Below are 15,083 nucleotides of genomic sequence, written 5' to 3' on the forward strand. Positions count from 1 at the left end.
TAATCCGCGGACATGACGACCGCACCCGCCCCCTCCCTCCGCGAAGCCCTCCTGGTCTGGCTCAAGATCGGTTTCCTCAGTTTCGGTGGGCCGGCCGGGCAGATCGCGCTGATGCACCGCATGCTGGTGGAGGAGCGCAAGTGGATCTCGGAGACGCGGTTCCTGCATGCGCTGAACTACTGCATGCTGCTGCCCGGCCCAGAGGCCCAGCAGCTCGCCACCTACGTCGGCTGGCTGCTGCACCGGACCTGGGGCGGCATCGTCGCCGGCGTGCTGTTCGTGCTGCCCGGCTTCCTGTTGATGGTCGCCATCGCCGCCGTCTACGTGATCTACGGCGAACTCGGCTGGGTGCAGGGCCTGCTGTTCGGCATGCAGGCGGCGACACTGGCCATCGTCATCGAGGCCGTCATCCGTGTCGGCAAGAAGGCGCTCAAGACCCGCGCGCTGTGGTGGCTGGCCGGCATCGCCTTCCTCGCCATCTTTGCGCTGCACATCCCCTTCCCCCTGATCGTGCTCGGCGCCGCGCTGATCGGCTTGGCCGCGGCACGCTGGTCACCGCAGTGGCTGCCGCCGCCACCCAAGCCCGGCGACGAGGACCACGATCCGGTCCCCGCGCACGCGCATCCCTCGCAACCCGCCTGGACACTGAAGCTGCTGCTGGCCGGTGCCGCACTCTGGGGGCTGCCGATCCTGCTGCTGTTCGTGTTCCTCGGCGCACGGCACGTCTTCACGCAGGAGGCCGTGTTCTTCAGCAAGATGGCCATCGTGACCTTCGGCGGCGCCTACGCCGTGCTCGCCTACATGACGCAGCAGGCGGTGGACCGCTACGGCTGGCTGATGCCGGGCGAGATGGTCCAGGGCCTGGCCCTGGCCGAGACCACGCCGGGCCCGCTGATCCTGGTGCTGACCTACGTCGGCTTCCTGGGCGCCTGGCGCGACCCCGGCAGCCTCGACCCGCTGCTGTCCGGCGCGCTCGGCGCCACGCTCTCCACCTGGGTCACCTTCGTGCCCTGTTTCCTGTGGATCTTCCTGGGGGCGCCCTACATCGAACGCCTGCGCGGCAACCCCCAGCTCAATGCCGCGCTCACGGGCATCACCGCCGCCGTGGTCGGCGTGATCCTGAACCTGTCGATCTGGTTCGCGCTTCACGTGCTGTTCCGCCAGATCGGCGACTGGCAGGCCGGCCCGCTGCGCCTGCCCTTGCCCAACCTGGGCTCGCTGGACGCGGTTGCCCTGGCCCTGGGCGCCGGTGCCATGCTGGCGATGCTGCGCTTCCACGTGAGCCTGCTGAAGGTACTGGCCATCTGCGCCGCGGCGGGGCTGGCAATGAAACTTTCCGGGCTGGCTTGACCCTGTAGCGGGCAGAGGCCCGATGACGCTAATGCGCTCGCTCAGGGGCATCGCCGCGATCGGGGTAGCCCCGTAGCCCGGCTTGCCGCAGGCAAGCCGGGAACGCCCCTGCAAGCCAAACCCCACCCGATTCCCGCTCCCGGGCCACTCCCATCGTCATCTCCGCCAAAGCCGGCACCTCGACGCGCGAACCTGGGAAATTGCCCACCTCACTTGACTCTGTAGCCGGTACAGGGTGTTCAATATGGGATATGCGCCGTTTCCGCTCGCCACCGCTGACACTGGTCCTGCTGCTGGGCTTGGCCCTGCTGCTGACCCGTATCGTGGGTACGCACCTGCACTTCTGCCTGGACGGCGAAGAGGCACCGGTGGCGGTGCATATCGCCGACGGCGAGCAGCACCATGATGGCCACCATGGCGGCGACATTGACGTCGACAACGCCTCCGCCGCCAAGTCCTGGCAACAGTCGCTCACCGCCAGCTTCCTGCTGGTCGCCATCGTGCTGCTGTGGCTGCCAGCAACGCCGCGCTGCATCCTGCCCCGCGCCGTGGCGGCCATCCTGCCGCAGCGCCGTCTTCCTCACGTCTTGAGGCCGCCCCTGCGCGGCCCGCCCCGCTTCGCCTCCCTCGCCTGAGCTCGTTCCCTGCGTCGCCGCCACGGCGGCGCGCATTCCATTGCCCGGGAGGCAATCATGTTCCGCTTTTCGCCACGGGTGCCACCGGCACTCGTGCTGTTCCTGTCATTGGCGCTGGGCGCCGGTGCCGCATCCGCTGCTGAAGACCTGACGCTGGCCGCCGCGCTGGCCCGGGCCGAGCGGCAGCATCCATCCTTCGACACGCAACGCGCGCTGGCGCGCATCGCCGAGAGCCAGCTCCGCCAGGCCGGCCTGCGGCCGGTGCCGGAGCTGCGCCTGGAGACCGAGAATCTCCTGGGGAGCGGCCCCTACCGTGGCGCCAACGGCCTGGAAACCACGCTGGGCTTCAGCCAGCTGATCGAGCGCGGCGGCCTGCTGGACCGCCGCATCGACAGCGCCCGCGCGCAGCAATCCCTGCAGGCGGAGGACTCCGCCATCGCGGCGCTCGACGTCCGCGCCGAGGTCGCGCGCCGCTTCGCGCACGTGCTCTCCGACCAGGCGCAGCTGGCTATCACCCGCGAGACCACCGCCCTGGCCGAAGACACCGAGCGCGAGGTGGAGCGCCGCGTGGCCGCCGCCCGCAGCCCCCTGGCCGAGCGCTGGCGCGCCCGCATCGCCCTGGAGCGCGCCAAGCTCGATGAAGAGCATGCCGAGCATGAGCTGCTCAGCTCGCGCCGACACCTGGCAGCCGCCATGGGCCAGCGCGAGGCCGACTTCGGCGAGGTCGCCGGCGACCTGCTGCAACTGCCCGAGGTCGCTCCGGTGGAGGAACTGCTGGCACGCCTTGAAGCGGCGCCAGAGGCGCAGCGCCACGCCAGCGAAATCCGCCTGCGCGAATCCGAGTGGCGCCTGGCCCAGGCGAAGGCCAAGGCCAGCGTCACCATCGGCGCAGGGCTGCGCCGCTTCGAGGACAGCGGCGATACCGCGCTGCTGTTCTCGGCCGCGCTGCCGCTGTGGCAGGGCTCGCGCCAGCAGGGCGCCATCGCCGAGGCCGAGGCACGCCGCGACCAGGGCGAGGCCGAGCGCCGCACCGCCCTGCTGCGTGCCCAGGCCCAGCTCTATGCGCTCTACCAGGAGATGAACCACGCCCGTGCCGAGTTCGAGGCGCAGCAGGAGCGCGTGGTGCCGGCGGCACAGAAGGCCCTGGAGCAGACCCGCTATGCCTGGGAGCGAGGCCGCTACTCGCTGCTGGAGCTGCGCGACGCGCAAGCCGAGTGGGCCGTGCAGCGCCGCCGCCGGGTCGAGGCCGCCGCCGAGTACCACGCGCAGCTGATCGAAATCCAGCGTCTCACCGGGCAGCTCACCCTGCCCTCCCAGGCCGGCGCCGCCGCGCCCTGAACCGGAAAACCATTCATGAACAAGATGCTCATCCTGCTGCTGGCCCTGTCGCTGGCCGCCTGCAAGCGCGGCCCCGAAGCCGCCGCCGAACACGGCCATGACGAACAACAAGGCCATGCCGAATCCGCCGCCGCGAAGGGGCCGCATGGCGGCCGCCTGCTGGCCGACGGCGACTTCCAGCTCGAGATCACGATCTTCGAGGACGGCCTGCCGCCCGAATTCCATGTCTATGCCCGACATGGCGGCAAGCCGCTGGCTCCGTCCGCAGTGGAGCTGAGCGTGACGCTGACCCGCCTGGACGGCGAGACCAACGCCTTCCGCTTCGTGCCGGAGCGGGACTACCTCAAGGGCCAGGGCCCCGTCACCGAGCCCCATTCCTTCGACGTGCGCGTGGAGGCCGTGCACCAGGGCCGCAAGCACGCCTGGACCTATTCCACGCACGAGGGCCGCACCCGCATCGGCGCCGGCATGGCGCGCAGCATGGGCATCGAGACGGCCGTTGCCGGCCCCGGCGTCCTGCGTGAGCGCCTGCCGCTGTACGGCAGCATCCGCCCCAACGCCGAGCGCGTCCGCGCCGTGGCCGCCCGATTTCCAGGCGTGATCCGCAGCGTCTCCGGCCGCCTGGGCGACACCGTGAAGGCCGGCCAGGTGCTGGCGACCGTGGAGAGCAACGAAAGCCTGCAGACCTACGCGATCACCGCGCCGATCGCCGGCACCATCACGCAGCGCGCCGCCAACCCCGGCGAGGCCGCCGGCAGCGAGCCGCTGTTCGTCATCGCCGACTACGCCAGCGTCTGGGCCGAACTGAGCGTCTTCCCGCGTGACCGCGCCCGCCTGCAGGCCGGCCAGCCGGTGAAGATCACCGCCGCCGATGCCCAGCAGGCCGGCGGCGGCGTGATCAACGCCATCGCCGCCTCGGCAGACGGCCCCACCCTGGTGACCCGCGTGACCCTGGACAACACCCGGGGCCAGTGGAGCCCGGGGCAGTTCGTCACCGCCGAGGTGGTGATCGGCGAGGCCCCCGTGGGCCTGGCCGTGCCCAACGCGGCGCTGCAGGGCTTCCGCGACTTCACCGTGGTGTTCGCGCAGGTCGGCGAGGACTACGAGGTACGCATGCTGGAGCTGGGCCGCAGCGACGGCGAGATGACCGAGGTGCTCGGCGGGCTCAAGCCCGGCACGCGCTACGTCAGCGCCAACAGCTACCTGGTCAAGGCCGACATCGAGAAGTCGGGCGCGAGCCACGACCATTAGGAGCCTATCCGTGAACCAGACACACACGCGTTGCTGCCGGAAATCGCGCCAGGCTAAGCCGGCTGACGCGAGGTTGGGTGGACCCAATAAGCGGCAGCCGGCGCCGCATGGCGCGATTTCCGGCGCAACCCGAAGGGACGGGGCCTATTTCGCGCCCCGCGGCCCCTATCGCCCCTTATGTACTCGTGTACACCGCGGGTCGATAGGGTTAGCGGGACACGAAATAGGCACGCCGTCGCGTGCGTGTCTGGCTCACGGATAGGCTCCTAGACCATGCTCGAAAGAATCATTGAGTCATCCATCCGGCATCGCTGGCTGGTACTGCTCGCCGTGCTGGCCATGGCCGCGCTGGGCGTGTGGAACTACTTCCGCCTGCCGATCGACGCGGTGCCGGACATCACCAACGTCCAGGTCCAGATCAACACCGAGGCGCCGGGCTTCTCGCCATTGGAGGCCGAGCAGCGCATCAGCTTCGCGGTGGAGAACGCCATGGCGGGCCTGCCGCGGCTGGAGTACACCCGCTCGCTGTCGCGCTACGGCCTGTCGCAGGTCACGGTGGTCTTCAAGGACGGCACCGACATCTACTTCGCCCGGCAACTGGTCTCCGAGCGCCTGCAGGAGGCGCGCTCCGCACTGCCGCCCGGCACCGAGCCCGCGCTGGGCCCGATCGCCACTGGCTTGGGCGAGATCTTCATGTTCACCATCAAGCCCCGGCCCGGGGCCACGCGGCCGGACGGCCAGCCCTGGGACGGCGCCGACCTGCACACGGTGATGGACTGGATCGTGCAGCCACAGCTGGCCAAGGTGCCCGGGGTCACCGAGATCAACAACGTCGGCGGCCATGAGCGGGAATACCTGGTGGCGCCATTGCCCGGCCGGCTGATGGCCCATGGCCTGGGGCTGCGCGACCTGATGCAGGCCCTGGCGGCCAACAACGCCAGCGTCGGCGCCGGCTACATCGAGCGCAACGGCTCCCAGTACCTGATCCGCTCCCCGGGCCAGGTGCAGGGGCTGGAGGACATCCGGCGCATCGTGATCGGCCAGCGCGACGGCGCACCGGTCAGCATCGGCGACGTCGCCGAGGTCTCCATCGGCCACAACCTGCGCACCGGCGCCGCCACCATGAACGGCGAGGAGGTGGTGCTGGGCACCGTCTTCATGCTGATGGGCGAGAACAGCCGCGAGGTCTCGCGCCGAACCGCGGCGAAGCTGGCCGAGGTCAACCGCTCCCTGCCCTCGGGCCTGATGGCGGAGGCGGTCTACGACCGCACCGCGCTGGTCGACAAGACCATCGACACCGTCAAGAAGAACCTCTTCGAAGGCGCGGTGCTGGTGGTCGCGGTGCTGTTCGCCCTGCTGGGCAACCTGCGCGCCGCGCTGGTTACCGCCCTGGTGATCCCGCTGGCCATGCTGTTCACCATCAGCGGCATGGTGGCCAACCGCATCAGCGGCAACCTGATGAGCCTCGGCGCGCTGGACTTCGGCCTGATCGTCGACGGCGCGGTCATCATCGTGGAGAACTGCCTGCGCCGGCTGTCGGAAGAGCAACGCCGCCGCGGCGGGCTGCTGTCGCTGGACCAGCGCCTGCAGGCGGTCCGCGCCGCCACCTCGGAGGTCATCCGCCCCAGCCTGTTCGGCGTCTTCATCATCCTGGTGGTGTACCTGCCGATCTTCACGCTCAGCGGCGTGGAGGGGAAGATGTTCCACCCCATGGCCTTCACCGTGGCGCTGGCGCTGACCGGCGCGCTGGCCCTGTCCGTCACGTTCGTGCCGGCAGCGGTGGCGCTGTTCGTCACCGGCAAGGTGGAGGAGCACGACAACCGCGTGATGCGGGCCGCACGCCGCGCCTATGAGCCGGCGCTGCGCCTGGCGCTCGCCCGCCGCTGGCCGGTGGTCGGCGGCGCCGCCCTGCTGGTGCTGGTGTCCGGCTGGCTGGCGACACGCATGGGCTCGGAGTTCCTGCCGACACTGGACGAGGGCGACATCGCGATGCACGCCATGCGCATACCCGGCACCGGCCTGGAGCAGTCCATCGCCATGCAGCGCCGCGTCGAGGAGGTCATCCGCGAGTTCCCCGAGGTCGATCGCGTGGTCGCCAAGCTCGGCACCGCCGACATCGCCACCGACCCGATGCCCCCCAGCGTGGCCGACACCTTCATCATGCTCAAGCCACGCGACCAGTGGCCGGATCCGGACAAGCCCAAGGCCGCGCTGGTGCGTGAGCTGGAGGGGGCCGTCATGCAGGTGCCGGGCAACAACTACGAGTTCACCCAGCCGATCCAGATGCGCTTCAACGAGCTCATCTCCGGCGTGCGCTCGGACCTCGCGGTGAAGGTCTACGGCGACGACCTCGACGTGCTGCTGGAACAGGGCCGGCGCATTGAGGCCCTGCTCAAGACCGTGCCCGGCGCGGCGGACGTCAAGCTGGAGCAGGTCACCGGCCTGCCGGTGATGACCATCCGCCCGCGGCGCGAGCTGCTGTTCCGCTACGGCCTCAACGTGGCCGACGTGCAGGAGGTGGTATCGATCGCGCTCGGCGGCCGGGTGGCCGGCGAGGTCTTCGAGGGCGACCGGTGCTTCGAGTTGGTGGTGCGCCTGCCGGAATCGCTGCGCAACCAGCAGCCGATGATCGAGAACCTGCCGGTGCAGTTGCCGCAGGGTGGCTACATGCCGCTGCGCGAGCTGGCGGAGATCAGCATCGCCCCGGGCCCCAACCAGGTGAACCGCGAGAACGGCAAACGCCGCGTGGTGGTCACCGCCAACGTGCGCCAGCGAGACCTGGGCGGCTTCGTGGCCGAAGTGCAGCAACGCACCGCCGACGCCATCGAGCTGCCGGCGGGATACTGGATCGGCTACGGCGGCACCTTCGAGCAACTGATCTCGGCCACGCAGCGCCTGCAGCGGGTCGTGCCGATGGCGCTGCTGCTGATCCTGGGCCTGCTCTACCTGGCCCTCGGCTCCTGGAGGGACTCGCTGCTGGTGTTCTCCGGCGTGCCCCTGGCGTTGACCGGCGGTGTACTGGCGCTGTGGCTCACCGGCATCCCGCTGTCGATCTCCGCCGGCGTCGGCTTCATCGCGCTGTCCGGCATCGCCGTGCTCAACGGACTGGTGATGGTGTCCTTCATCGGGCAGCTGCGCCAGGGCGGCACACCGCTGGATAAGGCGATCCTCGAAGGGGCCGCTACGCGCCTGCGCCCGGTGCTGATGACGGCACTGGTCGCAGGCTTGGGCTTCCTGCCCATGGCACTGAACGTCGGCACCGGAGCGGAGGTCCAGCGTCCGCTGGCCACCGTCGTCATCGGCGGCATCATCAGCTCCACCCTGCTGACCCTGCTGGTGCTGCCGGCCCTGTACCGCTTCGCCTACTGCCGCGAGGAGCAGGCCTGATCCGCAGCGCCAGTAACCAAGCCAGGGGCCGGGAGTCGACACCCGACCTCCTCCACTCAAGGAAACACGGAATGCTCTGCCCTGCCTGCCAGGCCGACCTGATGATGACGGAACGCCAGCGAATCGAGATCGACTACGGCCCCAAGTGTCGCGGCGTCTGGCTGGACCGCGGAGAACTGGACAAGATCATCGAGCGCAGCGCCGCGCCGCCGCCGCGGCGCGATGACGACGACTACCGTCGCCACTCCGGCTACGGCGATCACGGCAAGCACGGCTACCGCCGCAAATCCTGGCTCGGCGACATCTTCGATTAAGCAGATGCTGCGTCAGCGCCAGCAGTGAACGAATGTATTTTTCACCCGGCCCCGTTCTTTTCCTCAGGAGTAAACGGGGCTCTTGTTTGCGTTGAACCCTATGGGTACGGCCGGGCGCCACGGCCAATGACGACTGTTTTGCTGACGACTGAATCAGCTTCGGCGCCTCTGTAGGGGCCAGCTTGAACGGGCGTTCTGGGGCGATGAACGGCCCAGCCAGTCGTTCAATTTGCATCCTAGACTTCAGCAGGGGGTTCGCTCTTGCGAACCGGGGCCTCATCTCGCCGCCATGCATCCAGAAAAGTGCATGCGCGGTGTCTGAACGGAATTCATCGGATGACGACGCAAGCCAAGGATCTGGCACAGAACATCAACCGCTTCTACGACGCGTCGATGTTCAGCGACCGCCTGATCAACTACTACGGCGGCAGTGACTACACCAACTTCGGATACTGGACGGACGACACCCAGGATGCCCGCACCGCCTGCGATGCGCTGATGGAGCAGCTGCTGGGCTTCATTCCGGAGAAGAAGGGCCGGATCCTGGACGTGGCCTGCGGCAAGGGCGAAACCTCGCGCTACGTCTCCCGCTTCTACCCGCCCGAGCAGATCACCGCGATCAACATCTCGGAGCGGCAACTGGCCCGCGGGCGCGAGATCGTCCCAGGCGCCACCTTCCGCCTGATGGACGCCACGGCCCTGGAATTTCCCGACGCCAGCTTCGACGCCGTCATCTGCGTGGAGGCGGCCTTCCACTTCAACACCCGCGAGAAGTTCCTGCGGGAAGCGGCCCGTGTGCTTAAGCCCGGCGGGCACCTGGTGCTGAGCGACATCCTGACCACGCAGCGCGCCGACGAGGATCACCAGCGACGCATCCGCGAGAACCACGTGTCCGGGCTGGACGAGTATCGCGAGCTCTACCGCCGCTGCGGCTTCTCGCCGGATATCGTCATGGATGCCACCGAGCACTGCTGGCGGGGTCACTACCGGCACATGGTGAACTACGCCCACGAGGCCCTGCTGCACAAGCAGGTCACGCGCGACCAGCTGGAGCAGTCCCTGGCGATCTACTACGAGCGAGCGCAGTACATCGAGTACTACCTGCTGGCAGGCGCCGTGCGCACCTGAGCAGGCCTCAACTCGCGCGGCGTAGCGCGCGCAGTTGCGCCACGCCCTGCGCGATGCGGTCGTCGCGCATGCCCGACATGGCCATGCGCTGCGTCAGGCGCAGCATCAGGGCGTCCCACTCCTCGTCTTCGCCGAACCCGAGCTCGGATTGCTCCACCAACTGGTCGACCATGTCCAGGTCCTGGCGCCAGCGCGGATCAGTGGGGCCATGGTCGAGCAGGCCCTTCATCAGCAGCGGCCCCCAGCACTGATGCAGGAACTCATGCACCACCGCCGGCACCGCGCGGCTGAAGGTGGACAGGCGCAGTTCCTCCATCACGCGGCGCTGCACGGCGTGCAACACCGACTGGCGCCGTTCCTTCGCCCGCTCGCGCTTGGCCTGCAGGAACTGCTCGATCTGCGCCTCGTCGATCGGCCGCTGGGTGAGGATGGCCTGGCGCACGAACTCCGGCGCCAGCTCGAACTGCACCAGCAGTTGCTCCAGCCGTTCCGCAGCGCGGCGTTCCTCTTCGCTGCCGGTGACGCGGGCGGTGGCGGCCTTGAGCATCATCTCGTCCACCAGGCTGCTGACCGGGTGGTGCGGCGAGGTGAACAGCGTGGCATCCGCCAGCGCCGTCTTGACCAGCGGCAGGCGCACCGCGTCCTGGCGCTCGCGCAGCTCGCGCGGCAGCAGCGGGTCGGCCACCGCCTCGCTGAAGAACCGCCCGGCCACGCTCATGCGCTGCAGGGGCGCATGGCGCTGCTCCTCGGCCATGTCGGGCATGGACTGCTTCTCGGCCAGAGCCAGCAGGTCCGCCGCCAGGGAGCGGTCGTCGTAGTAGCGCTCGTCGGCCTCGGCCGCGTAGTGGCGCAGCATCGACAGCGTGCCCTCGTCCACCTGCGGCTCGCGCGGCGGAGGCGGCGCCTGCGTCGGCAGCGAGGAAATCTGCAGGTCCACCTGCTGTGCCGTGCTGCCGATGGCACGCAGTGCCACGATCAGCCCGCGGTAGAGCTCGCCCAGCCGCAGCAGTACATCCTCGCCGAAGCGTGCGAACAGGAATTTCAAGTGCGCCGCCGGCCAGCCCAGCTGCTGCGCGGTGTCCTGCAGCGCGCGGGACAGGCCCGCCGGCGCCAAGGCGCGCACGTTCACCGGCACGTACAAGGTGCGGCGGATGTTCTGCAGGCGCTCATCGAGCTCGTTGAGCAGGCGGGCGTACTTCTCCTCCGCCTGCAGTTCGGTGCGCCCGGACAGCAGCACGTCGCCCGGCTGCGCCTCGTCCAGGCCGGCGCCGCTGCCAATCAGGCGCGCGTCCACCGCGTAGATGAAGGTGTCCACCCAGCGTTCGGAAATGATCGTGAACAGCCCGCGCAGCTCGCGGATCGACTCGCGCCGCAGCGGATCGGCAGCGAGGCCTTCGTACTCGGCCAGGGCCTCGGGCATGTGGTGCATGAACGGCGCCAGCAGCCAGGCCAGCTCGCCGCGCACGGTGCGGCGCAGCGATTCGGCCGCCGCGGAGCCCAGGCGCTGCAGATAGAAGGATTGATCCGAGGCATGGCCGTCGGCCAGCGGGCGCTGCAGGGCCGGCATCATGCCGACACCTCGCGCCCGGGCCCCGGCCCGGCAACGGTGCAACCGATCCTGGCGACGCCCTCTGCCGGAGCGCCTGCGCTGCTGGACGTCATCACTGCTTGATCCCGAAGAACTTCAAGAACACCAATGCGCGAATCTTAAGACGGCCACCCACAGGAAAACCCCGGCGAGTAGCCTCGTTACGCCAGTAAATACGGCCTACGCGCCCACCCCGGCGGGCGCGCTTCTTTGTTCAGCAATAGCCATGCCCATCGCCCACGGCACTCAGGCGGTGCGCGGCTCGCTGGGCGTGCTGGCGCTGCGCAGGCGGTTCTCGCCGCTGCGCGTGTAGAGCGCGGCCCCGAACTGCTCGGGTGAATCCTTCTCCAGGATCGTATCGACGTACCACCATTCACCCTGTGTGCGCTCCGGCGTGATATCGAGCAACACATACCCGTGCTGCTCGCCGTCGAAGTACTTGATGTGCGGGTCGATCAGCCCAAAGGCGGTGCGCAGCAACGGCGTGGTACCGGCCGGCAGGCCGCTGGAGGTCACCGACGGCGAGACAAACTCCACGCCATGCGCCTTGATCAGCCCCAGGTCCAGCGGATCGCCCACGACGTTGTCGATCAGGGTCAGCAGCTCGCCCGGGTCCCGGTACAGCTCGTTGCCCCAGGAACTGTGGATGTCGCCGGTGAGCACCACCACGTTCTCCACCGCGCCGCGCTCGATGGCGTCGAACACGCGGTCGCGCGCCGCCGGGTAGCCGTCCCACTGGTCGCCGTTCAGCGCCAGCAGTTCCTCCGCCAGCGTCAGGCCGAGCAGCGACAGGTCCGGCAGCGAGGCCAGCCGCAGCTGGCCGAACATCACCTGCTGGCCCAGCAGCTTCCACTTCGCCGTGGAGGCGGTCAGCCGCTCCACCAGCCAGTTCTCCTGGCGCAGGCCCAGCAGCTGGCGCGTGGGGTCGTTCAGCTCCGGGCCGGAGGGCAGTATGTCCAGCGGCTCCTCGCGCCCATAGAGGCGCGTATCCAGCATGATCAGGTCCACCAGGTCTCCGAACACGAACTGGCGCCAGATGCGCTGCGGGTCCGCCGGGTCCGCCACGCGGATCGGCAGCCACTCGAAGTAGGCCATGATCGAGGCCGCCTTGCGGAACTCCCAGGCACCCTCCTCCCCTTCGGTATGGTTGCCCGCACCATGCTCCCAGGAGTCGTTGGTGGACTCATGGTCGTCCCAGACCATGATCATCGGATGCTGCAGGGTCATCGCCTGCAGGTCCGGGTCCTGGCGGTACTGCGCGTGGCGGTCGCGGTAGTCGTCCAGCGTGACCATCTCTCGGCCATTGCTGTGGGCACGATCCAGCCCCTCCACGCCGGACGAGCCCGATTCGTAGAGGTAGTCGCCCAGGTGGAACACCGCATCCAGGTCCAGGCGCTCGGCAATGCGGCCATATACCCCGAAGTAGCCGCCCGAGTAATTGGAGCAGGAGGTAAAGGCGAAGCGCAGTCGGTCCACCGCCCCCACCGGCAGGGTCTTGGTGCGCCCCACCGGCGACACCGCCCCGCCGGACTCGAAGCGGTACCAGTAGCGCGTGCCCGCGGCCAGGCCGGTGGGGTCCACCTTCACGGTGTAGTCCCGCGCCAGGTCGGTCACCACGGTCCCGGACTGGACCACCTCCCTCATCTCCGGATCGCGCGCCACCAGGTAGCGCACGCGCACCGGCCCGTCCCGCTCCGGGGTGACACGGGTCCACAGGATGACGCGGTCGCTGAGCGGATCGCCGCTGGCCACGCCATGGTCGAAGCGGACCACCCCCGCCGCCCCATCCACCGGATCGCTGCTGCCACAGCCGGGCAGCAGCGCCACGCCGGACAGGCCGCCAAGACCTTGCAGGAACTTACGCCGCCGCATCATGGAATCCCCGTCTAAAGGGCCCCAGTATCGGCAATCAGGATCATGGCAGGATGAAATGGACGCTAGGAGATATGACCCATGACAGCCCATGCCGCCAAGGCCCGGCCCCACGCCGGATGTCGCTGCTGCTGAAGCAACCCTCGCTGTAATGAGGGTGTCGTCAGGTGCTAAATCTGGCGAAGCTCACTTCAGTGCCGGTGTCCGCAGACAGCCCAAAGCAGAAGGTTGGCGCGCGCAAATTCGTGCCCGAAAGCTGCCACTCCAGCCGTTGCCCCTGTGGGGGTTGTTGGACCTGATTCATCCGTCAGGTTCCAGCCCCTTGCGCCGCGCCGGAAGCCTCCCAGGGAGAAGGCCGACAACAAAAGAAGTCCGCCCCCACAAGACACCGAAGCTTCACCTTGTGCGCTCAGCACGAGCGACGGCATAGTGGAGGCAAGCGGTGGGGTTCCGTTCTTGGCGCTCCCCGCGAGGCAGTCCGCCATGCCGTCCCACCTAATTTTTCGGAACTCAGATGTATCAGGGTCTTACAGCAGGCACAGCTGGATTAGGCGGACGAAGTCAAAGATTATGCGGACGGACCTGTCCGTCTAATTGGCGTTATGCCTCGGGGGAGTCCAGTGGAGTTTGTTGAGGCAGTGCTCGCGAACGAGATCACAGTCGCGTGTCGCACGCCTCAGCTTGTGGAGAAGTTGCTGGGCCTTGGTGCGTTTAGAACCGCAATGGGAGTCTCGCTGAGTTACAGCTCCCAACAGGAGCTTGCCTCTGCGCTCACAGCATTGCAGCAGTTAGAGGTTCCCTTTTCTGAGGGACAGGGTTGGCCGCCCTCAGCCGTTTTTCAGCACCTTCGTGAGCAGGGCTTGGTATCAGGCCGCATCAAGTCAGTTGCGTGGAGAAGTCCCAATGATCCGGTTGTCAGAGAGGCATAACCAGCGCTTCAAGCCGACGCGGCTGCGCCGCGCGGCTTAATCTAGGCGTTAGAGCTTAAGGAAATATTTGAGAGCGTATGACGACACTCGCGGAGCTTTCGTTCGAGTACATCTGGTTACTGTTCTTCGGCGGCGAGGACGTGATAGACCTGGATTACTCGGTTAAGTGTCAGGAATCATTGGCCGAGTACTTTTCCGCCATGAGTATTGAAGAGCGCAGAGCCCTTTCGGAGGTAGCTTCAAGCACAAAGGCGCGCTTGCTTGCCTCTCCGGATGAGTTTGGGTACACGCCACGAAAGCTAGTCACGGACGAGCAAAAGCAATTTCTTGAGGCAGTAATTTCTGGTGACATTTTTGGGTCGTAATGCGAGTTTTCAGCGTGAAAAATGGCCAGCCGGAGCCATTCCCGCGGGGTCGGTCCGCAGGCAGCGCTCTAACAACAGGTTCAAGGGCCGACGTCCCCGCCTTCGGCGGGGCCGCGCCCTTAACCTGAGCGTTAGGCATCAGATGAAACTCCTTCTCAATGGCTGGCAACGCCTTTGGGTCGTGGCATCCGTTTTGTACTTGGCAGCTGTTGTTCCAGTTGCGCTCGATGCAGCGCCCAAGGCATCCGACGTCGCCAACTCGAGACTTCACGCGTCAATCGACCTTGCCGGCAAGTATATGGAAGCTTCAACGCCGGGCTACTCATATGAAGGAAGCTACTCGGTGCGAGCTAAGTACTACTCCGAGTTGTCCGACGAGCAAGTACTTAATCGCCTCCATGCAAAGTTCGCCGATAAAGTGGATCTATCGGCAGTAGATCGTCAGTACGAAAAGCAGATGCAAGAGTTAAGGGGTCGGCAAGTGACTCATGCTGCTTGGTCTTTTGTAGCCTGGCTCGGTCCCGTCCTTTTTTTCTATGCGCTTGGGGCAGCCATCGCCTGGATCATTCGAGGATTTCGCCGTCATGATGCCTAACAAGGCGCTGCAGCGGGACGCCCCCGCCTTCGGCGGGGGCGTCCCTGAGCGCGGGCGTTAGAGCGCAAAGCAATGGGCCGCCAAATTGCAGTGACCCTCACCGAGGATGACGAGACGGAATTCCTCGCTTTCCTAAGGCGGTCAGACGAGATCCAGTTGCTTTCCTCTTTTGCAAAAACACAAGCTGAGCTATTCGTTGATCGTTTCCCTCCGACGTTACCCCAAAATTGAGTAGCACCGTGGTTTAGAGTCCGACCCAAGACCCCAGGAGGTCGGACGTGAAGAAGCGGTATTCGGAAGAGCAGATCATCGGATTTCTGAAGGAAGCGGA

The 15,083-nt window shown here is 67.3% G+C and carries 11 protein-coding genes; 9 read left to right on the plus strand and 2 right to left on the minus strand.

What is annotated here, in order from left to right; genetic code table 11:
- The first annotated feature begins 12 nt into the window (after positions 1-12).
- The 7 genes from chrA (at position 13) to QT386_RS17940 (ending at position 9,403) form a co-directional block, all read left to right on the plus strand.
- Positions 13-1,350: a chromate efflux transporter gene (gene chrA, locus QT386_RS17910; RefSeq protein WP_289275113.1), complete on the plus strand. Its 1,338-nt coding sequence runs from the start codon at positions 13-15 to the stop codon at positions 1,348-1,350.
- A 251-nt stretch (positions 1,351-1,601) separates the two neighbouring features.
- Entirely contained in the window at positions 1,602-1,985 is a 384-nt protein-coding gene (locus tag QT386_RS17915; protein ID WP_289275114.1) for a hypothetical protein, read from the plus strand.
- Positions 1,986-2,042: 57 nt separating this feature from the next.
- Complete coding sequence (locus tag QT386_RS17920) at positions 2,043-3,323, plus strand: TolC family protein (RefSeq protein ID WP_289275115.1); 1,281 nt, start codon at positions 2,043-2,045, stop codon at positions 3,321-3,323.
- 15 nt (positions 3,324-3,338) lie between these two features.
- Positions 3,339-4,574 (plus strand): efflux RND transporter periplasmic adaptor subunit, encoded by a 1,236-nt coding sequence (locus QT386_RS17925; RefSeq protein ID WP_289275116.1) that lies wholly within the window; start codon positions 3,339-3,341, stop codon positions 4,572-4,574.
- A gap of 273 nt (positions 4,575-4,847) precedes the next feature.
- Positions 4,848-7,961 carry an efflux RND transporter permease subunit gene (locus tag QT386_RS17930; protein WP_289275117.1) on the plus strand — a complete coding sequence of 1,038 codons (3,114 nt, stop codon included), beginning with the start codon at positions 4,848-4,850 and terminating at the stop codon, positions 7,959-7,961.
- Positions 7,962-8,032: 71 nt separating this feature from the next.
- Complete coding sequence (locus QT386_RS17935) at positions 8,033-8,275, plus strand: zf-TFIIB domain-containing protein (RefSeq protein ID WP_289275118.1); 243 nt, start codon at positions 8,033-8,035, stop codon at positions 8,273-8,275.
- A gap of 336 nt (positions 8,276-8,611) precedes the next feature.
- A complete protein-coding gene (locus QT386_RS17940) occupies positions 8,612-9,403 on the plus strand; it encodes a class I SAM-dependent methyltransferase (RefSeq protein ID WP_289275119.1) in 792 nt (263 codons plus the stop codon).
- A gap of 7 nt (positions 9,404-9,410) precedes the next feature.
- On the opposite strand, the gene QT386_RS17945 is transcribed toward QT386_RS17940, so the two are convergent.
- Together QT386_RS17945 and QT386_RS17950 are read right to left on the minus strand one after the other, a co-directional pair.
- Positions 9,411-10,973, minus strand: coding sequence for a DUF1631 family protein (locus tag QT386_RS17945; RefSeq protein WP_289275120.1), 1,563 nt, complete (start codon positions 10,971-10,973; stop codon positions 9,411-9,413).
- Positions 10,974-11,237: 264 nt separating this feature from the next.
- Complete coding sequence (locus QT386_RS17950) at positions 11,238-12,866, minus strand: alkaline phosphatase (RefSeq protein ID WP_289275121.1); 1,629 nt, start codon at positions 12,864-12,866, stop codon at positions 11,238-11,240.
- A gap of 1,003 nt (positions 12,867-13,869) precedes the next feature.
- Between QT386_RS17950 and QT386_RS17955 the strand changes: the two genes are divergently transcribed.
- Together QT386_RS17955 and QT386_RS17960 are read left to right on the plus strand one after the other, a co-directional pair.
- On the plus strand, positions 13,870-14,157 hold the full coding sequence (locus QT386_RS17955) for a hypothetical protein (RefSeq protein ID WP_289275122.1): 288 nt from the start codon (positions 13,870-13,872) through the stop codon (positions 14,155-14,157).
- 142 nt (positions 14,158-14,299) lie between these two features.
- The gene (locus QT386_RS17960) at positions 14,300-14,752 is read left to right on the plus strand and encodes a hypothetical protein (RefSeq protein WP_289275123.1); all 453 of its coding nucleotides are present in this window, start codon (positions 14,300-14,302) and stop codon (positions 14,750-14,752) included.
- Positions 14,753-15,083 lie beyond the last annotated feature (331 nt).

Origin of the sequence: Solimonas sp. SE-A11, from assembly GCF_030345715.1 — a bacterium.
Taxonomy (GTDB): Bacteria; Pseudomonadota; Gammaproteobacteria; order Nevskiales; family Nevskiaceae; genus Solimonas_A.

Coding starts and splice junctions, on each gene's coding strand:
- chrA (WP_289275113.1), top strand. CDS start 13: ATGACGACCGCACCCGCCCCCTCCCTCCGCGAAGCCCTCCTGGTCTGG.
- QT386_RS17915 (WP_289275114.1), top strand. CDS start 1,602: ATGCGCCGTTTCCGCTCGCCACCGCTGACACTGGTCCTGCTGCTGGGC.
- QT386_RS17920 (WP_289275115.1), top strand. CDS start 2,043: ATGTTCCGCTTTTCGCCACGGGTGCCACCGGCACTCGTGCTGTTCCTG.
- QT386_RS17925 (WP_289275116.1), top strand. CDS start 3,339: ATGAACAAGATGCTCATCCTGCTGCTGGCCCTGTCGCTGGCCGCCTGC.
- QT386_RS17930 (WP_289275117.1), top strand. CDS start 4,848: ATGCTCGAAAGAATCATTGAGTCATCCATCCGGCATCGCTGGCTGGTA.
- QT386_RS17935 (WP_289275118.1), top strand. CDS start 8,033: ATGCTCTGCCCTGCCTGCCAGGCCGACCTGATGATGACGGAACGCCAG.
- QT386_RS17940 (WP_289275119.1), top strand. CDS start 8,612: ATGACGACGCAAGCCAAGGATCTGGCACAGAACATCAACCGCTTCTAC.
- QT386_RS17945 (WP_289275120.1), bottom strand. CDS start 10,973: ATGATGCCGGCCCTGCAGCGCCCGCTGGCCGACGGCCATGCCTCGGAT.
- QT386_RS17950 (WP_289275121.1), bottom strand. CDS start 12,866: ATGATGCGGCGGCGTAAGTTCCTGCAAGGTCTTGGCGGCCTGTCCGGC.
- QT386_RS17955 (WP_289275122.1), top strand. CDS start 13,870: ATGACGACACTCGCGGAGCTTTCGTTCGAGTACATCTGGTTACTGTTC.
- QT386_RS17960 (WP_289275123.1), top strand. CDS start 14,300: ATGAAACTCCTTCTCAATGGCTGGCAACGCCTTTGGGTCGTGGCATCC.